The 22,680-nt window shown below is 61.6% G+C and carries 17 protein-coding genes and 1 pseudogene; 10 read left to right on the forward strand and 8 right to left on the reverse strand.

The genetic code is table 11. The annotated features are described in order from the left end of the window. A partial coding sequence (locus tag NKJ32_RS05215; protein WP_352826951.1) for a transposase occupies window positions 1–311 on the forward strand: 311 nt, incomplete at its 5' end. A 684-nt stretch (window positions 312–995) separates the two neighbouring features. Here NKJ32_RS05215 and NKJ32_RS05220 read toward each other — a convergent pair. The 3 genes and pseudogenes from NKJ32_RS05220 to NKJ32_RS05230 form a co-directional block, all read right to left on the reverse strand. Further along, a pseudogene (locus NKJ32_RS05220) lies at window positions 996–1,874 on the reverse strand (metallophosphoesterase); the annotation flags it as partial. 245 nt (window positions 1,875–2,119) lie between these two features. Further along, window positions 2,120–2,518, reverse strand: coding sequence for an ISAzo13-like element transposase-related protein (locus tag NKJ32_RS05225; RefSeq protein WP_352569952.1), 399 nt, complete (start codon window positions 2,516–2,518; stop codon window positions 2,120–2,122). 350 nt (window positions 2,519–2,868) lie between these two features. Then, a complete protein-coding gene (locus NKJ32_RS05230; RefSeq protein ID WP_352826954.1) occupies window positions 2,869–4,425 on the reverse strand; it encodes a family 16 glycosylhydrolase in 1,557 nt (518 codons plus the stop codon). 1,511 nt (window positions 4,426–5,936) lie between these two features. Here NKJ32_RS05230 and NKJ32_RS05235 point away from each other — a divergent pair. Further along, window positions 5,937–6,764 carry a class I SAM-dependent methyltransferase gene (locus tag NKJ32_RS05235; RefSeq protein WP_352827123.1) on the forward strand — a complete coding sequence of 276 codons (828 nt, stop codon included), beginning with the start codon at window positions 5,937–5,939 and terminating at the stop codon, window positions 6,762–6,764. A 128-nt stretch (window positions 6,765–6,892) separates the two neighbouring features. Here the strand turns inward: NKJ32_RS05235 and NKJ32_RS05240 are convergent, their stop codons facing one another. Genes NKJ32_RS05240 through NKJ32_RS05260 form a run of 5 tightly spaced genes read right to left on the reverse strand, consistent with a single transcriptional unit; the run spans window position 6,893 to window position 12,371 of the window. Continuing rightward, on the reverse strand, window positions 6,893–7,774 hold the full coding sequence (locus NKJ32_RS05240) for an NAD-dependent epimerase/dehydratase family protein (protein WP_352623047.1): 882 nt from the start codon (window positions 7,772–7,774) through the stop codon (window positions 6,893–6,895). A 6-nt stretch (window positions 7,775–7,780) separates the two neighbouring features. Beyond that, window positions 7,781–9,397, reverse strand: coding sequence for a Rossmann-fold NAD(P)-binding domain-containing protein (locus tag NKJ32_RS05245; protein ID WP_352786156.1), 1,617 nt, complete (start codon window positions 9,395–9,397; stop codon window positions 7,781–7,783). Then, window positions 9,398–10,576 carry a glycosyltransferase family 2 protein gene (locus tag NKJ32_RS05250; protein ID WP_352786158.1) on the reverse strand — a complete coding sequence of 393 codons (1,179 nt, stop codon included), beginning with the start codon at window positions 10,574–10,576 and terminating at the stop codon, window positions 9,398–9,400. Next, on the reverse strand, window positions 10,564–11,085 hold the full coding sequence (locus NKJ32_RS05255) for a glycosyltransferase family 2 protein (protein WP_352623050.1): 522 nt from the start codon (window positions 11,083–11,085) through the stop codon (window positions 10,564–10,566). Before NKJ32_RS05255 ends, NKJ32_RS05250 begins: the two co-directional genes overlap by 13 nt. Next, window positions 11,082–12,371, reverse strand: a complete 1,290-nt coding sequence (locus NKJ32_RS05260) for a glycoside hydrolase 5 family protein (RefSeq protein ID WP_352826955.1) — start codon at window positions 12,369–12,371, stop codon at window positions 11,082–11,084. The genes NKJ32_RS05255 and NKJ32_RS05260 overlap by 4 nt, the downstream gene beginning before the upstream one ends. A 333-nt stretch (window positions 12,372–12,704) precedes the next feature. On the opposite strand from NKJ32_RS05260, the gene NKJ32_RS05265 reads away from it, so the two are divergent. The 8 genes from NKJ32_RS05265 to NKJ32_RS05300 all read left to right on the forward strand — a co-directional run bounded on the left by NKJ32_RS05265 (window position 12,705) and on the right by NKJ32_RS05300 (window position 22,667). Next, window positions 12,705–14,384 carry a glucosamine inositolphosphorylceramide transferase family protein gene (locus tag NKJ32_RS05265; protein WP_352826956.1) on the forward strand — a complete coding sequence of 560 codons (1,680 nt, stop codon included), beginning with the start codon at window positions 12,705–12,707 and terminating at the stop codon, window positions 14,382–14,384. 689 nt (window positions 14,385–15,073) lie between these two features. Continuing rightward, on the forward strand, window positions 15,074–15,892 hold the full coding sequence (locus NKJ32_RS05270) for a glycosyltransferase family 2 protein (RefSeq protein ID WP_352826957.1): 819 nt from the start codon (window positions 15,074–15,076) through the stop codon (window positions 15,890–15,892). Continuing rightward, the gene (locus NKJ32_RS05275; RefSeq protein ID WP_352826958.1) at window positions 15,880–17,025 is read left to right on the forward strand and encodes a glycosyltransferase family 4 protein; all 1,146 of its coding nucleotides are present in this window, start codon (window positions 15,880–15,882) and stop codon (window positions 17,023–17,025) included. Before NKJ32_RS05270 ends, NKJ32_RS05275 begins: the two co-directional genes overlap by 13 nt. After that, window positions 17,025–19,001: a putative glycosyltransferase family protein gene (locus NKJ32_RS05280; protein WP_352826959.1), complete on the forward strand. Its 1,977-nt coding sequence runs from the start codon at window positions 17,025–17,027 to the stop codon at window positions 18,999–19,001. Before NKJ32_RS05275 ends, NKJ32_RS05280 begins: the two co-directional genes overlap by 1 nt. 100 nt (window positions 19,002–19,101) lie before the next feature. Beyond that, the gene (locus NKJ32_RS05285; protein WP_352826960.1) at window positions 19,102–19,746 is read left to right on the forward strand and encodes a hypothetical protein; all 645 of its coding nucleotides are present in this window, start codon (window positions 19,102–19,104) and stop codon (window positions 19,744–19,746) included. 14 nt (window positions 19,747–19,760) lie between these two features. Beyond that, entirely contained in the window at window positions 19,761–21,038 is a 1,278-nt protein-coding gene (locus NKJ32_RS05290; protein WP_352826961.1) for a glycosyltransferase family 4 protein, read from the forward strand. Further along, entirely contained in the window at window positions 21,029–22,363 is a 1,335-nt protein-coding gene (locus NKJ32_RS05295) for a lipopolysaccharide biosynthesis protein (protein WP_352591363.1), read from the forward strand. Before NKJ32_RS05290 ends, NKJ32_RS05295 begins: the two co-directional genes overlap by 10 nt. Window positions 22,364–22,376: 13 nt before the next feature. Further along, on the forward strand, window positions 22,377–22,667 hold the full coding sequence (locus NKJ32_RS05300; RefSeq protein ID WP_352591366.1) for a hypothetical protein: 291 nt from the start codon (window positions 22,377–22,379) through the stop codon (window positions 22,665–22,667). The last annotated feature ends 13 nt before the right edge of the window (window positions 22,668–22,680 follow it).

A 22,680-nucleotide genomic window follows, 5' to 3' on the forward strand; every position in this document is an offset into this window, starting at 1 on the left:
AATGGCAGGCCAAATACCCGAAGCTGGTCAACTGGGTGGAAGATAACATCGAGGAGACGCTGAGCTTCTATCGGCTGCCGCTAGCCCACCACAAGCACATGAAGTCGACGAACATGCTGGAGCGGCTGAACCAGGAGATCAAGCGGCGCACCCTGGTCGTTCGCATCTTCCCCAACCCGCGGAGCTGTCTGCGGCTGGTTCGGGCATTGGCGGTGGAGATCCACGAGAACTGGCTCGAGGCGACCCGCTACCTCAACATGGATCATCTGCGCGAGCACAAGAAGGAGAGCCTGAGGGCCTTGGCCGCCTGAGCACCGTCATGTGTCCGTAAACACGGGGGCTGCGCGGCGGACACGCCGACGTCACCGCAATGCCACGCCATTTTGCAGAACTTGACGCACACAACTAGGCTCGGCTGAATGACAGCCCACCGCGGAACGCTGGATTTCAAAGAGGAATGTGTTCGGCGTGGTTCGGCCGACTATGTCCAGGATCACGGTTTTGATACGCTATTGCGTGCAACAGTCGTAGCATGCTGCCGGGCGCAGACCCCTTCAGGAATTTGAGTAGTCCTGAAACGCTGGTTCGCGCCGCCTCATCCAATAGGAGTATGCTCGCCGATGGCCCAAAGGAGATCTCGTGCAACCAGGGCCATTTGCATGCTCCAAGATGCGTTCTGCTCGGGCGCCAACAACAAGGATGGGGCTACAAGATGCCGTACCCATTCAGGTTTTCCCTTCCCCGAGAATGTGTCGAAGAAAGGTGTTTCGGAACGCCTGGCTCAGCTTCTTAAAGGCATTCTAGTGGATCGAGAGCTATCCGCCGACTCCGCCCGTCGGAGAAAGGGATGATAGACTGTGCCGCGTTCGTCTTGGATGCGATGGGAATACGGCATGTACACAACCATCAATACCCTCGTGCGAACGATCAACGGCGGACGGCAGGTCTCGTGATACAGCAGATGGTTCGTCTACAGGACGAGAGGACGTTTTCGGGCCGATATCGACGACCATGATCTCCGGCGACACGCCGAAGCGCACCGGCAGCCATGATACGCCCAAACCCCCGGATACGATCATGTGCCTCCCACCCTCGACGACATGCCCATAAGCGAAGCGCTGTCCGTAGGCTGACTTGATGATGGGGGGGCCAACGAATGGCAAGCGCACCTGTCCGCCATGTGTATGGCCGCATAACGTCAGGCTGACACGGTCAGGGACAGTAATGAAGATGTCCGGTTCATGCGCAAGGAGCAATATCGGATTGCCGTCGTTGGGTATTCCGGCCATTGTTCCAGGCAGATCGTCGACGCCCTTGTACACGCCGCGAGAAAACTGCATGGCCCACTGGTCGCCAAGACCCGCGAGCCAGAATGCTGGGCCATCCTGCTGACGGATAAGCGTGGCGGTGTTCTCGAGGACCGGAATGCCATTGTCGACGAGGGCTGCGCGGACACTATCGACACCGTGCCACCAGTCGTGGTTGCCGAGAATGGCGTGGCAGCCGAGTGGCGCCGAAAGTTTCGAAAGAGAATTCCCCCAAACAGTGTCGGGCACGATCCCGGTGGCATAGCGTGGCAGCACGCCCATCACGTAGTCGCCAAGGAGAAGGACGATGTCGGGCTGCAGGCTATTCGAAACACCAACGATCTCGTCGATCCTGGAAACCGGCATCCAAGGCTCGCAGGCATGGATGTCAGCGACCACGACGATGCGCAGGGGCTTGGCAGTGGTCGGCCAGCGCGGCGGAAGGAGCTTGTAGTGCGTGACACTCAGTCGAAACCGAGGCTCAATCGCGATGGCATAACTCGCCAGACCGAATGCCGCGAGCGACACGGCGCCAAAGAGCTTCAGGAATGAGCGCCGCGACGTCAGCACTTGTGTTTTCCAGCAGAACTAGGTTGGTACTAGAGATCGCTGCGTATTCAGCTGCGGCAGCCTGGACCACATCAACCGCGTGAGAGGCCTCGCTGGTCAATAGTTTCCCAAATTGGCGTCACCTGCAAGCATTGGTCTTTATTGCGCAGGGAAGGGAGCTCGGGCTAGGACCAGTCAACTGCTCCGAATTGCCACTGATCTCGGGCGGATGGTGCAGTTCCATTCCGGATGAATGCGTCGCCTTAGATGGCGAGCGCCTCCATCTCGACATCGTTCATTTGATCCCGTTTTTCGTCGGCCGCGGAATCGACCGCGCGCCCGCTTCGGGTCCGCTTGGTTGTCGTGACTGCGATCAGCTCGACCAGGGCCACGCGATTGAGGAGGCGCCGTCCGCGCCAGCTTTGCGTGATGCGGCAGAACAGGGGTGTTCGATGTTGCGCCACGTCGATATGCCCGTCGGATGGTGATGCAATGTGGAGCGCAAGGCCTGTCTCGCGAGTGAGTTGTTGCAGTTCGACCTTCCACAACCGGCTATGGTCATCCAGCTTCGAGCCGACCGCTTCCCGCCTTTGACCTATCGCCTCGACAAGATTGCGGCGCTCTCGAGTTGAAGCCGGAGGGCGAACTTTCGTCGGCTGCAAACCGGCTTCTTACCGCTCTCGCAGTGTTTCCTGCTTGTATCGCATCATTGGCGAGAGAAAGTAGCTGATGATGCTGCGCATGCCAGTTTGGGATGTTCATTCGGACCCGAAGCTTGGTAACTCCAGTCTCCTCGGTTCGGTCCGAATGGACAACCTGCGCAAAGCTCACAACTAGACTAGAGCGGTTCCATCCCGATGGCATCGGGATGGAACCCCATCTCTTTTGCTTGAGCAGATCATCGCCGAAAACCGGGCTCCCGCCTTTGGTACGCTGACTTCGGTTCGGCACCATGGCTTTGAGGTGCAGTTCATCCAGTCCTTATTTGGCCATGGCAGCCCCGCGTAGTCCTTCAGGTCACATAGAACGAGGCTGCGCTGAGCGACAGATGTGGGGAAAGGCTGGCGAACTGTATTTGAGATCCGCCGCCGGCCCCGTCACTGTCGAAAGAGAGCGCCCCGGTTGCACTGTCGTAGATGATGTGATCGGAGCTGTCATGCGCGGCGGCACCAATAAAGAAAGCTTTGGATGGAAGCCCTCCCGGCTGAAGCCCGGCAAAAACGGTATCGCTGAGATGGAACGTATCCTGGGAGCGCTTGAAGTCGGTGATCTTGTCGACATTACCGGCTCCAAGAGCAGTATTGAACGAGAAGGCATCGTGGCCTCCGTAGCCGGTCAAGACGTCGGCGCCGAGGCCGCCGTTAATGACATCGTTGCCGGCATTGCCCTGGATGGTCTGGGCGAACTCGTTGCCGGCGAGGGTCATTGCTTTCGTGCCTGACGCGTTATTGGTAGCGAGGAGCTCGATCTCCGAGCCGGCGGAAAGCGCATAGCTCACCGAGGCGAGCACACTGTCGTTGCCGCCGCCCACCGCCTCAACCACCTTCTCGTTGGCATTATCGACATAATAGGTGTCGTTGCCGCCATAGCCAATCATCGTGTGGCCGCTGGTTCCGTGTAATACATCGGCGTCGCTGGTGCCGTACAAGGTGCCATCGCTGGTGCTGACGGAAGAAGGAACCGTCCCGGTGCCAGACACGGGCTCGGTCCCGGTCGAGCCAGTGATTGGCGGAGTGACGTTAGGACCCGTCACCGTGTCACCGCTGCCTGCCTTCTGGTAAAGCTGAATCTGATCGACTTGCATCTGCATCGACGAAGGAGTCGAACCATCCAGAGCCGTATGCCATCCGGTCACGTTCGAATTCGCGACCCCATTGTTCATGATCAATTCCATCGGTTCATCCGGGATCGGCGCCTGTGCGCTGGTCACTTGCGCCATCTGATGCCCGTCGAGATACCAGGTGATCGATTGAGCGGGCACCCAGTTGATGCCGTACGTGTGGAAGCCGGCCGTGAGGTCGGTCCCCGTATCAATGCTGTTTCCTACCCACCCTGACGGCGAGTGGAGGTGCCAGGAGAACATCTGGTCCGCCGGCCCCGAACCGGTAAATCCGCCCTCCTGCATGTCGATCTCGAAATTGTCGCCGCTGCTGCCGGCGCCATGGCCGGGCAACAGCCAAAGGGCCGGCCATGCGCCATCGCCGCTTGGCGCCTTCATGCTGATCTGAAGGTAGCCGCCATTGAATTCGAAGTTGCCGTAGCTGCTGACCGCGCCGGACGTGACCGGGTATGTCTGTGTGGTCCCCTGATTTATGCCGCTGATGGGCTGCTTGATCGCCGTGAGATCCAAGGCCCCGTTGCTCACGGAGACTTGGCTCGGCACATCGTAGTCGGCATAATATTGCGAGCCTGCGTTGCTTCCTCCTGATCCATTACTATTCCATGGCCAGCCATTGGCGGCATTGCTGGTGATGTAGGTATGCCAGTCGCTGTCGAGCGCCGTACCGGAGAAGTTTTCCTCGAAGACGAGATCGCTAGAGGCAAAGCCTGCGGGGGCGGAAAGAGTCATTCAGTGATCCTCTTTGGTGTTGAAAACAGGGAATTCCACTGCCGCGCATCGCCAAGGCGCGCGGCAGATCGCATGCTCGCAGTTGGGCACTGCGAACGGAGTTTCAAAGTAGCGGAGAATTGGAAGTCCTCGCCCAGACATTATTGTCGAGCAAGCTGAACGTTGAACTCGCCATCCGAAGGCGAATTTTGTCGAGGGTGCTGCCGCGCACGCAAGCTGTTCGGCGGTTCCAGCCGCAGCCAAATTGAAGTCGAGCGCAGCTCTTCCGGCACCGCCGAGCTGTTTAGCAAAAAACACGGTGTATCCTTGGTTAGTTGTGTTTTTTTGTTGTAATTACGCCTGCGCCATAAGTAAAACGCAGGCATTCCCGCTCGTTGGACTTATCCCGCCTACCGTCTTATACTATCGAGAAGTGATTAATCAGAGGACGATGTATCGAGCTAACGCGAGCTTACTGCCATTTGCGGCGAGAATGAGGCTCAGTGAGAACTTATTAACACATTCTAATGTAGGACGTGTGTCGAACGGCCGCACCGAAGCGCCCTTCCGGACGTCCTACCAAAACCGTGTCCGTCGGCTGAAATGTTGCGCCGGTTTGAGCGCATGTGTTCGCGGGGTCGTTCGCATGTGAGGTCATCGACAAGGATGGCCGGAATGTCTTCCGAGTTGCGTGGCGGACGAGCCGTCGAACCTATGGCTGGCGCTGCCGGCCCGATGTTCGACCGTGCCGTTTGCGCGGCCGATGCAGTCTCTACGCGTATTGCTGAGGGATCTCGCCAGCGCCACGGCGGCGATGTCCCACATGATCCGCCTTCAATGATCGAAGGTGAGAGCTGGCCCTGCTATCGAGTGCAGGCCCTACAGCGCCGACAGGCCGTTCAATCGAAACGCCAGCGTGCCTGCATGTAACGCGCCGAACCTGCAACCGCATCCAGGGGAAGTGCGATCGCTTGAGCGGCTTGTTGAAGTGGCTGATACTTGACCCCTATGGCGCGGCGCGTTCTCGCCGCGTGGCGCCTGCCACGAGTCTGAACCGCGCAGCCAGTGGCCAAAGCTCCACCTGGGGCACAGTCGATTAGCGTGCTCTTTTGCTGCATGGTCGTCTATGCAGGTTGACCGTCGTTCAGAACGTAAAGCCGACAATGCGGCATCGCTTGTCCCTGATCCGCGAAAATTTCTGCCAGTCAGCCTCGCTGTGGAACGAGAGGAGTTGGATTCCCATGAGCTACCTCAGATGGGCCGCGTGCCTTACGGGACCTCCCCGGAAGCTTCGCCGCCGGCGGCTTGACGCCATCGAGAGTGTCGTTACATTTGTAATGGCTAGGTTTTGCTTTTATCCGGTTGCGCCCACTGAGATGCGCGGTTCGCATGTAGCGTGTAGTCCCGAGGCAACGGAGGAACCCTGAGCGACCTCAAGACCGGTGCGGCTCCCTAACATTCGTCCATTCCCGAAATGTGAATGCGATCGACAGGACGACTTAGGATCCCCTTCTGGACCTGGCCTTGTGGCCATGCAGCGACCTCGATCGCTGGTCGATTTCAAGCCAAAAGAAACTATTATAACACCGAAATATTTGAAGAGGCAACTTAATCTGGCTCGACCACAAAAGATGGCAGAGATGATGTCAAGTAATGACCTCTATACCGGAATAGATTATGCCGCTGCTAATCCTACTTGGCATGACGAAGATGGCGGTGTTAAGGCCGCGAACATCGCCAAGATCGTGCGCGCCAACAACATCAGTTGCCAGAAAATCGTCGATACAGGTTGTGGGACGGGAAGCGTTCTGGATGCTCTTCTTCGGCATGATATCTTCCGTGATTCAACAGCCATCGGCTACGATATCGCTCCCTACGCCATAAATTTGGCCAAACACCGAGAAAAAAACAACCTCAAATTTCACTGCGGCGACTTCTTTCAGACCGGCGAGAATTGCGATCTTCTTTTGTGCATCGATGTTTTCGAGCACGTTGATGATTATATTGGCTTCCTTCGAAGACTAAGAGGACGATCAAGATACTATACGTTCCATATTCCACTTGACATGAATGTCGTCGGACTTATACGTTGTCAGCATCTTAAGCAACGCAAGGAGGTTGGTCACCTGCATTACTTTGATCAGGCAACGGCGCTAGCGACTCTGCGCGACACAGATTTTAAAATTATTGACGCACAGTACACTAGGACCGCGGAAGATATTCTGCAGATCCATCCCGAATGGAGAACCACTACAGCCATCCTCGGTAATGCCGCCCGAGGCATTGTCCGGACTATGGCCGGAGAGGACCTGTCGGTGCGCTTACTCGGCGGCGCCTCGCTGATCGTCCTCACGAGCTGAGGTGGTGTTCGTGCGCGTCGAGCGCGAACCGACCTTTGTGTGCTGGAGGCTCACGAAGGTGAAAGTTGCAGTGCCCGGGAAGTGTCAAAACGCTGTCACCCGCAGGGCTGGGCAAATCTCCCATATTTTTAACGTCGATCTCCGTCCAGCGAGAAGCTTCGAAACCTGATTCCGAGCTGCTTGAGCTGCCCTACCCCGGGAACCTCTGCCGCCGGGTGCACGAGCCCCAGGATGGAGTCGGATCGGAAGGGTAGGGGGACGTGCAGGGCCTCTCCTGCCCGGAGCATGCAACTGACAAGCTGCGAGGGCACCGGGACGGCACGTAGTGTTCTGCCTTGTGACGCGGCGATCTCGTTCATGAGCCGTCGGAACGGCACGGGTTCGGGGTTGGCCAGCCCTACCGGTTCCGGCAGGGGCATGTCCGATTCGGCAATACGCACCATGGCGGCTGCCATGTCTGCCTCATGCACGGTGAACTGATGGGAGCGCGCCCCGATGAGAGGTGTAACCGGCAGTTTGGTGAGTTTGCGCAGCGCGCCGGCCATCCCGGCCCAACCGGGGCCGTAAACCAGTCCGAGGCGGGTGGAGACGCCTCCCAGACTGCTGGCTGTGCGCTCACACGCCAGCTTGGCCTGGCCGTACAACTGTCGGGTTCCCTTGTAAGCGGACATCGAGGAGATGAAAATGACCCGGCGAACCCCTGCGTCGGCGGCATTGCGGAGGAGGTGCTGCGAGCCGGACACATTGACACCCCATACATCGCCGGCACTGATGAGACTCAGGTCCCATGCACTATGTATGAGCACATCTAGGTCGCTGAATGCGGCCCCCGACGGCGGGCGCTTAATCTCATATGGGCGCCATTCGGCGACGCCGGCCATTGCGGCGGCAGATGCGGAGGTCGCCCGGTTCGGGCGGGCGAACGCGATGACCTCATGCCCTTGCTGGGCGAAGGTAGCACGCAGGATGGACCCGACATACCCAGTCGCTCCGGTGATGCCGACCCGCATTGATGCTCACCCCGTCAGTTCCATCGCCTCGCAGGCGATGCGATGAGAATTGGCCATCACAGTCAGCGTAAAGGTAGTCGCCGGAACATTTGGGAAAACCGAACCGTCGATAAGATGAATCCGGTCCCAACGCGCCAGCCGCCCGACGCGGTCTGTCGTCGCACTCCGGGCGTCCCGCTCACTAGCGTGGGGAAAGCTGCCGCCAAAGTGGTAGCTCTTGGCCCCACCCGACCACAGCATTTGCGACGTGACCGGCCACAAATCAAGGTAAGGTGCTGCCCTATAGATGCGCTTTATTACGTCAGGCAGCGTCGGAGGCACGTCTTTGCCCCTGACCCTGGTCTCGCTGAACCCCTCGGAAGTAAGGGTAATCCGGGGTAGCTCATCAGGAGCTGCGGGCACCTGGGCTGTGATCCGTATCTTGGGTGACGCCCAGGATGGCAAATAGCCGAGGCCCACCGTCAATCGGCTCAGCAGCCGATCTGTCGCGAAGGCGGCGGCGGGATGTTGGAGGAAGCCGGGCAGCGCATCGTAGTATGCGTGGTTGAACGGGTAAAAGTGAACCTGTGAGACGTCGAAGCCTTCGTCGTCCCGGCCGATGACCATGTTGAACTGGTTGAGTGTGAACTCGCGCCTTGTACGTGGGTCGGGAGTCGGCTTCACGGACATCATTGGAAGAATGAACTGAGCCGATTCCGAAAGATGGACCGGCTGGTCCGATCCGAGCGAGCCCAGGATCAGCCGAGTGGTGCCGATAGCTCCGCAACCCACGAAGACCCGGTCGGCTGCGAATCGCTGGATCCGGCCGCTGGATAGCTCCCGAGCCTCCACGACTGCCGTGTCGGCCTCCTGGCCGACTCGAACCGCGAGCAGCCCGCTGTGGTAGTCAATCCTCCCGCTGCGCCTGAAGCGGTCGAAGCTGTGCGAGGCCGAGTAGATCAGCGACCGCGGGCACCCAGTCATGCACAGGCCGCAGGGCTGGCATTCGCGCGCCGAGAAGGCGAGCCGCGCGCGCCCTATGGTTATTCCGGTGGAGCGTACACGATCGCGGTGCCGGTCGTAGTTGGCCAGCACCATCTGCGTCCGCGGTGCCAGCGGCGGAAGCGGGTGCGGAGATCCGATGAGCGGAAACCACTCATCGAGATCGTCGGACTCTCCGGCGAACGGAATGTGACCAAGGATCGTCCGATAGTGCTCTTCCATATCCGAGAAACCGAACGGCCATCTCTTGAATGTGGCAGCGCTGAAGGGCATGATCTGGGCCCCCCAGACGTTGCTGAACCCTCCGTAGGCGCATGAGATCACAGCAGAGTTGACTCTACCCTGGGAGTGGACTCCGTCGAGTTGGCCCTTGTTGACAAACGGAAAATCGGATCCGTAGCTTCTCTTTTCAGGGAGCGAATCCGACTGTACGCGCTTGGGTTGCAATCCGATCCGGCGGACGTCCTCCTCATCCCAGTCGCCGACACGCAGCTTGGACAGCCTGGAGATTACCTCTTGCGTCTGGACGTCCAGCACGGTGCCCGGATCGAACACAGTTATCTTCTCGTCAGACTTCCCGGACAGCGCCAACACGGCGGCGGCTGCAGCCGGACCCGAACCAATGATTATCGAAGAAGGCATTCACTTCTCTCGCCCATTGGCTCGCGCGGCTGTGTTAAATACCTGCCTGGTGGCCTGTCGGCGCTGCCGGCGCAATCGCCGCGCCCGCTCGACATGACCGGCGGCGTGGCCTGCCGCGGCCAGACCTATGCCAATAATTATGGCCGAGGACCGGACCAGCCCGTGGGGGTCACCCTTGGCGGCTTGCCAAATCCCTCGCGGTACGCCCTTGGTCAGCGCGTACCAGACGAAGCGGGTTTCCGCACCCAGAGTTGCGGCGTCGCCCATCTGGGCAAGAGCCTCGATCTTCCCCTTGTTGACGAAGAAGCAGCGGCGCCAGAAGTACTTCCAACTCGGCCGTGAGGCGGGTACAAAGTGGCGGACGGTCGCTGCCGGTTCGTAGATGACAGCCTCACTACCCTTGATCTGCGCCACGCGGTGGCACATGTCCATGTCGTCGTGATTGTCGGAGTGGAACCCTCCCACCTGCTCAAGGAGGGTTCGCCGCACCGACATGTTGGCACCTATAAGATGAGCCAAGGGGCCTCGGCTTGTCGGAAGACCGTCATAAGCGCATCCGAACACCCAGTCGAACTGCACGGGAAACCAGGCCGGGCGGCTAGACTCGAAAACCGGTAGGGGGCGCCCGCCGACGGCGCCGATGCGCTCATCCTGGTACGGGTCTGTGAGAATCCCGAGCCAGTCCTTGTCGGCCGCTGCATCGTCATCCAAGAACGCCAGAATGTCTCCCGCAGCTGTGTCGGCTGCCGTGTTTCGGGCCGACCCCAGGTGCCCGTCGTACTTGTTCTGGATCACCCGTATCGGAGGGGTGGATGCGGCGAAGCCAGCCCAGTACGCGGCACAACGGTGAAACAGGATTTCATTGTGGTCGATGCATACGATGATCTCGCAGGGTTGCAAGGTCTGCTCCTGAACCGAGGCCACCGACTGAAGCATCAGCTCCCATCTGTCCTCGGTGTAGGCACAGATAATCACCGAGATCGTGGGGGCGCGCGGGACCTGCCGGCGTTCGCTGGTGACGCCATGCTCGGTCTGCCCGGTTTTCGATCCAGGCTGACCGGTTGTGGCAACGGCAACGTCATTACCGCGGCAGGCGAAACCGATACTTAGGTTCCGGACGTGGCCCCGCTGGCCAACGCCAATCGGCGTACAGGATTGCGCAAGCATCAGAATACGCATCTAGGAATTCTCCCGACTTGAGCTGCCAATGTCTGCCCCAAGCTCTTCGATAGACGATGCGATAAAGCCAGACTTCCACGCGCTGGATTCGGCTTACCCGGAAGCCGGCTCTCAGCATAAAGAAACCACGAGGGCCGAGGTTTGCGCCACAGAGGCTCGAGGCGGCCGCCGACGCCAAGCACGCGCGGGTCGGCGTAGGGCATCAGCAACTCGTCCAGCCAGCGCTCATCGGCGATCGCATCGTCATCGAGAAACGCCACGACCGGCGCGGGCGCCAATCCGGCTCCCGTCGTGCGACCGCCGCACAGTCCACGCACGTTGGTATTAGGTGTGACGACGACACCCTCGATCTCGCGCCGGGCGCGCTCCAAGAGCGCCTCATCGTTGTCGACGACGAGGACGATCTCGCGGGCCGGGCAGGTCTGGCGGCGCACCGACGCGATGGCCGCGTTCAAATCGTCCCAGCGATCGAGTGTGTCGGCGCAGATCACGACGAAGGCTTCGGTCATGGCAACTGCCGGCTGGTTTCTGAGGCCGGGCTGGTTTCGCGTGTCTGCGTCGCCCGAGCCGTGGCGGCTTTGAGGATGTTCCAGAGCGGACCTCCGTCGTTGTGAATATCGAACTTGTCATATTCGTCGACGGGATAGCGTCCGCTGTCCTGCCGCGACACCAGCCGCCACACCATCCAGCCGGCGCAGTTGCGCTCGCGCGTCAGCGTGTCGAGCCACATCGCGTAAGCCTGGGCAAAGTTCTGATTGGAGCGGGCATAGCCGAACTCCTCCAGAAGCACCGGCTTGCCGGCGCGAACTGCCAACCGGCAGAACTCGGTGATCAAGCTGTCGAACTGCTGGACGGTGAGCTTGTAGTAGAGCGGGTAGCCGTGCCAGGTCCCGAAATCGAGAGTCGGGATCGTCAGATCCGATAGCTTCGACTCGACGTTAGCGTGCCCTGAGGTGACGAGATGGTTCGGATCGAGCGACTTCACGTAAGCCGTCATTTCGGTGGTCCAAGCCAATCGTAAAGCCTCCGGCTGCGCATTGCCTTCGTTCATTAGCTCCCAGGCCATGATGGTCGGATCATCCCGGTAGGCGAGCCCGGTGAGCGGGTTGACTCGCTGCACGACGTGGCTGACCCAGGTCCTGTAGTCGCGCTTCGTGCGCGGATCCTGGAAGAAAAACTCCGACTTCTCTTTGCTGAGGTCGGTGTCGTACTGGCTCTGCACGCCTGGGGCGTCCCGGCTCCCATACCAGGCTCGCATCTGCTGGGCGCCGCCTGTGAAGGCCCAGAAATCCAGGACGGCGATGATCAGCCTCAGGCGTCGCTTGCCGGCCTCGGCGATGAGGAAATCAACCTTCTGCATGCCGTCGGCGCCGTCATTGATCGCCATCCTGTTTTGGCTCGGGTCCCAGTAGAGCAGGTACGTGCCCTTGACCGCGAGATTGCTGGCTTCGCCTTCAAGCCGCCAATCCCAGATCGTAGGCTTGCTTCCGTCGAGCGACCCGATCACCGGCTGGAGGAAGGTGCGGACCACATTGGCGCCCATCGCCACCGCGTCATCGAGAACGCGGGTGACCTCATCCGGCGACCCGTAGGTCAGATAGTGGTTGTTTACGCCGGTCACGAAGAACGGCTTGCCGTCCAAGGTGAAGTTCGTTCCGGAAGTCTTGATGAAGGACGTTGCCGACGGGTCATCCGCGGCGCTCACGATTGCCGGAACGGACAGCAATGCGCACACCAGCACCCGCAGTCCGGCGTTGCGCAGCCTATTTTTCACTCGTTGCCAGCCAACAATCACCCGGGCATGTGGCTCTCGCCGGGCGCCGAGTGCAACAGCCCCGAGGGATTACCTCCTCTGACCTCGCACAGCCGGGCGTCGTTCGGGCATAGTGGTGCTTGGCCGATTCCGGTCGCTCGAGTATGGACCCGTGCTGTCAGACATCGCTCCCAACCAAGAGTTCGGCTCCTCTTATTGGCGAGTCCCCGCGGTCGTAATAGGTGGGAAATATTCTCGCGCTGTGACACGCGCCATCGCTTTCCATCTACCTCCCTGGCCCGCGGGCCCGCGGCGGAGTCTTGGTAAGGCGGATCGCCGCAGGCGGTTCTCGTCAAGCTGTGAGCCGGCGTCCTTTTGAAATCCGCGGTCAGAACAACAATGCGCATTTGCCTGAGTCTCGATCCATCGCGGCTACTTCGGTGGCACCTCTGGCTGGCAGAAGCGCTTGCTGAAGTGCCCGGCAACGAGGTCTCCTGCGCTTTGGCGGCCGGTCGCCGCCCGCTGCCGTTGACCTGCCGTCTGCTGCTCGAACTCGAACGACTGGTCTATGGCTTTCGCGGGAACGGCGCCACTGACTCCGTAGAGGCGGCGCTGCGGTCCCTGCCGCCGCCTCCGTCCGACCAAGTGGACGTGGTGATCGATTTGAGCGGAGAGGAGACGCGCCCGGCGGGGCTGCGGGTGCTGACGCCGCTCTTCAACGGCGTACCCGGCGAGATCGGCGTCATGGCGGCCGTGGCGAATGATCAGGACCTTCTCGTCGACCTGCACGACACGGCGCGCCCGTTGCGGCCGTGGATGGCCCGTCCGGCCAGTGTAGACCGTGGAGTGTTCTCAGCGAGTCTAGACAGCGTCCTCTCCTGCGCTGTGCTGCTGATCCTCAAAGCCTTGCGCGAGGAAACCGGTTCAGCTGCGTCCGGTGTCCCCGGTTCACGGACGGCCGTGCCTTCACTTGGCGCATCCTCGGCCCTTGCAAGGGCGACCGGCACGGTGGCATCGAAAGCGATCAGGTTTTTGGACGTCCTGGCAAGAGGCGGCAGGATGTGGGGGGTTGGCTGGCGCTTCGATGAATCGGCGAGCCTGCTCGACAAAGGCGAAGCAACCTTCTCGGTGCTCACCGGAAGCACCGATAGCTACCTTGCCGACCCGTTCCCGTTCCGGCGCCAGGGGCAGGATTTCATTTTTGTCGAACAGTACCTCTACTCGAAGAACCGGGGGTGCATTGCGGTCGTGGCAGCGGACCGGGACGGGACCGTCGGCGCACCCCAGATCGTCTTGGAGGAACCGCATCACCTCTCATACCCGTTCGTGTTCGAACAGGACGGGCAGATCTGGATGATCCCCGAATCGGGGACGGCCAGGAATGTTAGCCTCTACAGGGCAGTGGAATTCCCTTACCGCTGGACGCGGGAGGCCTGCCTCATCGAGGGGATCGAGGGCTACGATACCACGCCTCTCTGCTATGAGGGCGGCTTTTGGTTTTTCGTCAGCCCAAGGCGGTGGAGGTCCACGTCTTGGGATGTCCTCAGCCTCTACCGTGCCGAGAGCCTGACGGGGTCTTGGACGCCCCATGCCGCCAACCCGGTCCTGATTGATGCCAGGCTCAGCCGCCCCGCAGGCGCCGTCATCCGACACGGCGGACGCACGCTACGCCCGGTCCAAGACTGCGCGCGCGGCTATGGCAGTGCGGTGACGTTCTGCCAGATAGATGCGCTCGGGGCGTCGGAGTTTGCCCAGACCCCGGTCGGTCGCATTTGGTCCGGAGCGTTGGGGTGTCACACCTACAACCGCCGGTCTGGCTTGGAGGTGATCGACCTGTTCGGGCATATCCGGGGTTTGCGAGAGGTCACGACCTCCTATCGTTTGCTGGTACCCGACGCGCCGGTCTCGGGACCGCGTGGGGTCTCGGGACCGCGTGGGCAGTCCCTCTCTTGGGCGGTCTCGTCCGGGTCAGCCACCCGTAGCCAGGTGGTCGAGCGCAAGGTACCCCGCCCGCGCAGGGTCGGGCGCGCCCGACCCTTCTCGGGCACAGAATAAGCTCGGAAATCACGGCCGAGTGAAGGAGCGAGCCCACCTGCACATTGCAGCTTCTGGCCAGTGGCAATGTCAGCGTTATCTGGACGTTCATTTCTTCGCGCCGACGATCTTCGCTGCCTTCCGCACGGTTCGCTCAGTAGAAAATTGTCGCTTGTGAGCTAGTGCCGGCCGCGGGTCGATGGATGTCCTCGCCGGCGTTGGAAGTGGCCCCAGAGGTCTGAACGGGTTTGGCAACGCTGCCAACACAGCTGCTGAAGTGATCGGTGCCGCTGCCGTGCTATCCGCGCTGGTGGGATGGGCTGGAAATAACCTGAAGAGATACCCCAAAAGAGCTAATCATCTATTGTCTTTTCCTAACCATCCATCGTCCTTTCATTTAAGATATGCATAGGTAATGCTCGCATACAACCTAAAATTAGGGGGCTGCAACAGATCTTATTTCATCTCATCTTCATTCTTCTTTCCACTATGGCCGGGAGCCCGCATATGATTGGATCAAGCACATCCGTGGATGTGGCGGTCATTGGAGCTGGCCCCCACGGCTTGTCGCTGGCCGCGCATTTGCGCGCGCGCGATGTGGAGCACCGGACGTATGACCCGGTCCATCATCTCGCCCGATACCTATCGCCAGTCCTGGCGCGCTTTCAGCCCGCCCCCTGGGTTCCATCGTACGACCTTAAAGCGCTGCCATGAACGCCCGTCTTTCCAGCATTGTCGCCCCCATCGGTGCCGCATCGCCGCCTGACTCGATCAATTTCGCGCTGCGGCGATCGTTGATTCTGCCTCGAGTCAGCTTTGTCGTCCCGACGCTCAATGAAGCCGAGAACCTCCCTTGGCTTCTGCCGCGCATCCCCAACTGGGCGCATGAGATCGTTATCGTGGATGGCCGTTCCACCGACGACACGGTCGCGGTCGCGCGCCGCCTGCGCGAGGACGTGAAGGTTGTCATGGAGCCCCGCCGGGGCAAGGGCGCTGCACTGCAAGCGGGATTCCTGGCCGCCACAGGCGACATCATCGTCATGCTGGACGCCGACGGCTCCATGGTCCCGGAGGAGGCGATCGTGTTTGTCAGTGCGCTGATGGCCGGCGCGGATCTCGTTAAGGGTTCACGATTTATCCAGGGCGCCGGCACCGGTGACATGTCGCTGTTCCGGATGTTCGGCAACACGGGCCTGACCCTGTTCGTGCGGCTGCTCTATGGCGGTTGGTTCTCCGATCTATGCTACGGATACATAGCCTTCTGGACCAAGCACGTCGCCACGCTGAACTGCGATTGCGACGGGTTCGAGATCGAGACCCTCATCAACGTGCGAGCTTTGAAGAACCACCTCAATATCGTCGAGGTGGCAAGTTTCGAGGCTCGGCGCATCAGCGGTGTGAGCCACCTGCGCGCCATCCCGGACGGCTGGCGCGTCCTCAAAACCATCCTGCGCGAGAGGCTGCACCAACAGCACAGGCGGAGCGCCACAGCCTGTGATGACGGTGGACAACCCCGATGCGAATCCTGATGGTTGCCGCTCGCTGCTACCCCTTCATGGGCGGCATCGAAACTCACATCCAGGAGGTCGGCCCTCGCTTGGCTGCGCGTGGCCACGCTGTTGACGTGCTCACTACCGATCCTTCGGGGCAGCTGCCGGTTGAGGAGGCGGTGCGCGGCATGCGCGTGCAGCGCGTGCCGGCCTGGCCGAGGGAGCTGGACCTCTACGTGGCGCCCCGCATTTATACCGCCATCCGGCGCGGGGTTTGGGATCTGATCCATTTCCAAGGTTACAACAGCTTCGTGGCGCCGATCGGGCTGCTGGCGGCCGCCCGCGGGGACCTTCCGTTCATCCTGACCTTCCACAGCGGCGGGCATTCCTCCCGGCTGCGCAACGCCATGCGCGGCACGCAGCACGCGCTGCTCCGGCCGCTAGTGGCCCGGGCCGCGCGGCTGATTGGCGTCTCCGAATTCGAAGCCAGCTTCTTCAGCGCGAGGATGGGCGTGCCGCGGGAACGGTTTGTGGTCATCCCGAACGGTGCCGCGATGCCGGTTGCGAGCCCCGGCGTCAAGGTCGATCCGCACCTGATCGTCTCGGGCGGCAGGTTGGAGCGTTACAAGGGCCATCACCGGGCGATTGCGGCCTTGCCCGAACTGATCCGCCGGGTACCGGATGCCCGACTGCACATCGTCGGAAGAGGCCCGTACGAGGGAGAATTACGACGCCTCGTCGCGACGCTCGGCCTCGAAAAGCGGGTCACCATTGCGGGAATCCCCGGATCCGAGCGGCAGAAAATGGCAGACCTCCTGGCGAGCGCCGCGCTCTTCATACTGTTCAGCGAATACGAAGCCCATCCGGTCGCCGTGATGGAAGCCCTTTCACTTCGCCGTCCGGTCCTCGTCAGCGACACGTCCGGTCTGCGGGAGCTGGCCACCAATGGCCTGTGCCGGGCAATCCCGTGCAACGCCGGTCCGGGAGAGCTGGCCGCCGCCATGGCCGAGGAACTCGAGTCCCGTCGGGAGGTCCCGGATTTGGCGCTGCCCGACTGGGATGCTTGCGCGCACGCGCTTAGCGACGTCTATTATGATGTCCTCGGCAACCGATCCACTGTCCCCTTTCCCCCCGGTGGCCTGACATCCTGGTCTCCTGCGAGGAGAGTATGATGCTGATGTTGCCAGCTCATTTCACCGCAGGAACCAGGATCAACCCGCTCCAGGTCGGGATCCGATTCGTCTCGGCCGTTGTCGGTCCCGACCTTCGCGACGGCAGCGCCGATGCCCCATCGCAACGCGCCAGTTCCGGATGGATCGCGGCTCTATGCCTAACGATCGCCGCGGCTCTACTCCTGGTCGTGGCCGGGCACGCAGCCGGGCGCCGGGACTATGACGTGGCGGCGCCGCTCTTCTGGTCCGGTGTCGTTCTCCTGGTCGCTCCGATCAGCCTTCGCATCGCCTGGCCGACAACAGCCAGGGGTGAGCGCCTGGTGCTCCTGTTCCTGCTTGCCGAAGCCCTGTTCTACTGCAAGCTAGTCTATTCCCCGACAAGCTTCAGCGGTTACGACGAGGTTTTGCACTGGATCGCGGCCGAGGATCTCATCACGGCCCGGCGGCTGTTCCTGTCCAACCCGCTTTTTCCTGTCGGGTCAAGCTACCCCGGCCTGGAAATCCTGACGACCGCGATCGTCGATTTGACGGGACTGCCCTTGTTTGTGGCGGGAGCGCTCTTGTTGGTCATCCTTAAGGGCACGTTCATCGGTGCACTGTTTCTGTTCCTTGAAAGCATCGCCGGATCGCCGCGTATCTCGGCCGTCGCCTGTCTGGCCTATATGGGTTGCTCAACCTTCTTCCTGTTCGACTCGATGTTCTCTTACGAGAGCCTCGGCATGGTGCTGTGCCTGCTGACTTTCGCGGTTGAAGCAGCGTCCAAGGATCTCGTCGGGCAACCGAGGCTGAAGTCGCTCGGGTTGATTGCATTGCTGTTGGCAAGCCTCGCGGTCACGCATCACCTCTCGGCCGCCTTCGCCGCCATCTATTTCGGAGCGCTAGCGGCCCTCGAGGCTTTGCGCCGGCAAGACTCCCTTCGGATCAAGACCAGCATTGCCGTGGGTCTCGCCGCCATCCTCGCCATAGCCCTGCCGATCCTGTGGGTGCAGGCCCGTGACGTCCCTCTCACAGGCTATCTCGGTCCGGTGATCGAGTCCGGCTTCGACACATTGCTCGGGAAGATCCGAGGCGCGCCCACCCCGCCGTCGGAGCACCTCGGAGCGCCGGACAAGGCCCTCTACATGCGGCTCACCACTTTGCTGGCGCTCCTGCTGGTGGCGCTCGGACTGGCAACGGGATTCTTTCGGTCGCTGGCCCTGGCAGCGCCGAGCGGTGCGCGATCCGGTTGGCGTCCCATCCACGGCATTCTCAAACGCCGCTGGCGCGACAGCCGCCTCGTGCTGCTCAGCTTGCTGGCCTTCGGCCTCCCAGTCTCGGTGGCCTTCCGACTGACCGTCGCCGGCTGGGAAATCGGCAACCGCATGGGAACGTTCGTGTTCATCGGCGTTGGACTGGTCGTCGCGGTGAGCATCGTCCACTTCTGGCAGGGTCGCGCGCCACGCGGGTGGCGCCGCATCGCGCCTGCCGTTGCCTTGGTGATCATGGTCCTAGGCGGCGTGACGAGTTCTTCGATTAATCCGATCCATGGGCGCTACAGGGTGGGTGCAGATCAGGAATCGATCGAGCCGATGGGGATCGAAACGGCACTCTGGGCCAGGGAATGGCTCGGTCCCGGCAACCGGTTCACCACCGACCGTATCAACCGTCTTCTGCTTGCGGGTTACGGCCGGCAGGACGTCAGAGTCACCATCGTCAAAGGGATCGATCCCGCGCGCATATTCGATGCCGAGACATTGGGGCCCGACGAGTTTTGGGCGTTGGCGCGAAGCGACATCGATTTCCTGCTCATTGACCTTCGCCTGACCACGGCTCCGCCGGTGCTCGGCTTTTACTTTCAGCCGTGGCAAGCCCAGCAGGGAACTCCGCTCTCGGGCGCAGCGCTGCTCAAGTTCAATGACGTCAAGGGCGTCACCCGCATCTACGACAACGGCTGGATCGTCATCTACGATGTGAGAGGATTGCATGAGAATTGGTAGCAAGTGGGACCTTCTGGCCGCGTGCCTGTGGGCGGGGGCCGCAGTGGCTGCCGTTTCGGTTAGCGACAGCTTGCTCCTGCGTACTGTCCTGGGCGCGCCCATGGTGTTTTTCGTCTCGGGCCACGTGGTGCTGCGGGCCATGGGTGTCAGGACCACCTCCGCCTTGCAACACCTGGTCTACGCGGTCGGAGCAAGCCTCGCCGCCGGCATTGCCGGGGGCTTTGCCCTGAACGCCGCAGGCTTCCTTACACCGCTCGGGTGGGCGCTGTGGTTCTGGGCCGTGACGGCCGCCGCGGCGCTGCTGGCGGCCGGGCGCCGCGACACTCCCGATCTGCCAGCCTGGCCGGCACCAGCGCGGATCCGGTTCTGGCAGGGGGCCGCGCTCATGCTAGCGCTGCTTGTGGCGACCGGAGCCTACGCGGTTGCTGTCCGGGACGAAGCGGCCTACCGGGAATTCAAATACACCGCGTTCTGGTTGTTGCCGTCGGCCAGTGGCGAGTCCGGCCAGATCACCGTCGGCATCAGGAGCGCCGAGACCCAACCTCAGCGATTCGACCTGGAAATCACCCTTGATGGGCAGCCGTTCGCCATCTTCCGATCGCTCACCATCGCGCCGGGCGACACCTGGACACGGAAAATCGCGGTGCCCGTCTTGGGAACTCGCCAGACGGCCGAGGCGCGGCTCTATCGACCGGAAGACAACCGGCTCTATCGCAGCGTTTCGACGATGGTGCCGCGCATCTAGAACGAGGCTGGACCATGCGCATCCTGCTGCTATCACAGTTCTATCCTCCGGTGATCGGGGGAGAGGAGCGGCACGTCCGCAATCTCGGCGCGGCGCTGGCGCAGCGGGGCCATCATGTCAGCGTCGGGACTTTGATGCATCCTGGATCGCCTGAAACCGAGCTGGACGGCGCGGTCCGCGTGCATCGCCTGCAGGGAACGCTCCAGCGCCTGTCGGGCCTTCACACCGATCCCGGGCGGCGCCATGCACCGCCCTTTCCAGATCCCGAATTGGTGCTTGCCCTGAGGCGGCTGGTCGCTCGGGAGGAGCCGGACATAGTCCACGCCCATAACTGGATCTACGCGTCCTTCCTGCTGCTCAAAGGTTGGAGTAGGGCGCGCCTCGTGGTTACGCTCCACGATTACGGCCTTGTCTGCGCCAAGAAGAACTTCATGCATTTGGGCGCCCGTCTCTGCAGTGGCCCAGCGCCGGCCAAGTGCCTGCCCTGCGCCGCAGGACATTACGGGGCGGTGAAGGCAGCCGCCACCACTTTGGGCAACTGGGCGTCGAGTTTTGCCGCTCGGCGCGCGGTGGACCGTTTCATCGCGGTGAGCCACGCGGTGGCGCGCCACACCGGACTGATCGAAGGCCGCGCCCCCTACGAGATCATCCCCAACTTTGTGCCCGATGATGTTGCGATGCTTGGCCCGGAACATCCCTGTCTGCGTGAGCTACCCCAGGGTGAATTCATCCTGTTCGTCGGTGATATGATGCGCCTCAAGGGCATTGACGTTCTCCTGCAAGCCTATGCCGGCCTGGAACGGGCGCCGCAGCTGGTCCTGATCGGGCGCCGGGTCGCCGATACGCCAACAGAGTTTCCGCCGAGCGTTCGCGTCTTCAATGCATGGCCGCATTCCGCCATCATGCATGCGTGGCGGCGCTCACTGTTCGGGGTGCTGCCGTCGGTCGGGCCCGAAGCCTGCGCGACGGTCATCATGGAAGCGATGGCTTCCGGCAAGGCGGTCGTCGCAACCGGCGTGGGCGGCATGCCGGATCTCGTCGATCATGGCCAAACCGGGCTTCTCGTGCCGCCCGGGGATGCGCACGTCCTTGCCCACGCAATGCAGACCCTTCTGCAGGACCGCGCCTTGCTCGCTCGCCTGGAGGCGACAAGCCTCGCCCGAGTCGGGCGCCTCAAGGCAGGAGCGGTCGTGACTCGGATCGAGCAGGTCTACCGGGACGTCGTGTGCCCAGCCGCTAGCAGGTCAGCGGTACCGGCGCAGCAAGGTTCGGGGGAGCCATCATGCCAATAGGTCTCGTGGGGACAGCCATTATTCGCGTCCGGCGAGAGCTTCAAAAGAGCGCCGCGCTCGTTCTGAATTCCGGCGCTGTGGCGATCGGAACGATTGCAACGGCCGGTCTTGGGTTTGTCTATTGGTGGCTCGCGGCCCGGCTGTTTCCGCCGGAGGTGATCGGCAAGGCCTCCGCCCTCCTGTCCGTGATGGCGCTCGTCGGCCTGCTGGGCGAAGCCGGGCTCGGGACCCTGCTGATGGGTGAAATCGTACGGCATCCCGGCAAGGGGCGCGGCCTCGTGGCCGCTGCAGCGTCCGTCGGGGTGGCGCTGGGGGTCGGCCTGGCCTTGTTGTTTGTCTTCGGGGAGGCGTACCTCAACAGCTCGACCGGGCCGATCGGCGGCTGGTTCGAGGCTGTTACGTTCGTCCTCGGCTGCTGCCTGACCGTACTCTGCGCGATGGTCGATCTGGCGCTCGTCGGCAACCTGCGCAGCACCGGCAGGATGATCCGGCAGGTGCTGTTCTCCACGTTCAAGCTGATGCTGATCGCCGTCGCCGCTGCCGCTGGCTACACCTCCAATGCCGCGCTTCTTCTGAGCTGGGTGGCCAGCCTGGTGGCGTCCTGTATCGGCGTCGATCTCTTGACCCGGGGCGGTGCGCGTCGCCTCGTTGGGCCTCCCGATTTCCAGCTGCTCCATACGCTCCGAAGCAAGGTCTTCGACCACTACGCGCTCGATGTCGCCTCACAGGCACCAGTCGTCATCATGCCCTACCTTGTGCTGGTTCTCCTGTCGCCGATCACAAATGCCGCCCTCATGCCGTTGTGGATGCTGGTCTTCACGGCCTCGTTGATTCCAGCAGCCATGGCCACGATCCTGTTCCCTGTGATCAGAACAAGCCCGAAACAATCCAGACACGACATCCTTGTGTCGCTGTCGGCGTCATTGCTCTTCTCGCTGGCCTGTGCCGTCTTCGTCTTTACCTATTCGCAGGAGATCCTTGCGGTCTTCAATCCGGTCTATCCTGAGATCGCCGGTTCGAGCCTACACTTCCTCGGCTTCAGCCTGTTGGGATCAACGCTCAAATTTCATGCCTGTACGCTGGCGCGGTTGGGCGACAGGATGCGCAAGGCATCTCGCTGGTTCGCGCTTGGCGGATTGCTGGAGCTGTGCTTCGTGGTCGCGGGGGCGAAGCTTGATGGACTTCAAGGCCTGGTCCTAGGCTGGACGCTCGCGGTCAGCATCGAGGGTGCATGTGCCGCCCTGATTTTGGCCTTCGCGATGAAACTGGATTCTGCGGCCGGCCCCGCACACGACCGACCGACCGCGTCGCCGCTCCAGACTTGAGGAGACACCGATTATGGCGCTGGATTGTCGACTGCAATTGGATGGCCCGTGGGCCATCGCGATCGGACTCGTCGGCGTCGAGCACTTCGGCTGGCCGTGGGTCAAAACGCACTTCCGCATCGGGGCGGGAGCGCTGCGGGTCCAACTGTTCTTCATTTTGAGTGGCTTCCTGATCACGCGCAACTTGCTGTTCAGACTGGAGCAGCCTGCGGGCGAAGTCATCCGCAAGTTCTTCCCTATAATTCGATCGGCGACCCGGACAAGGCACGCTACCTTTTGGGATTTCAAGCAGAACATTCTCTAGCAGCAGGACTGGC

This window comes from Mesorhizobium sp. M0159 (assembly GCF_040322295.1).
Classification (GTDB): Bacteria; Pseudomonadota; Alphaproteobacteria; order Rhizobiales; family Rhizobiaceae; genus Mesorhizobium.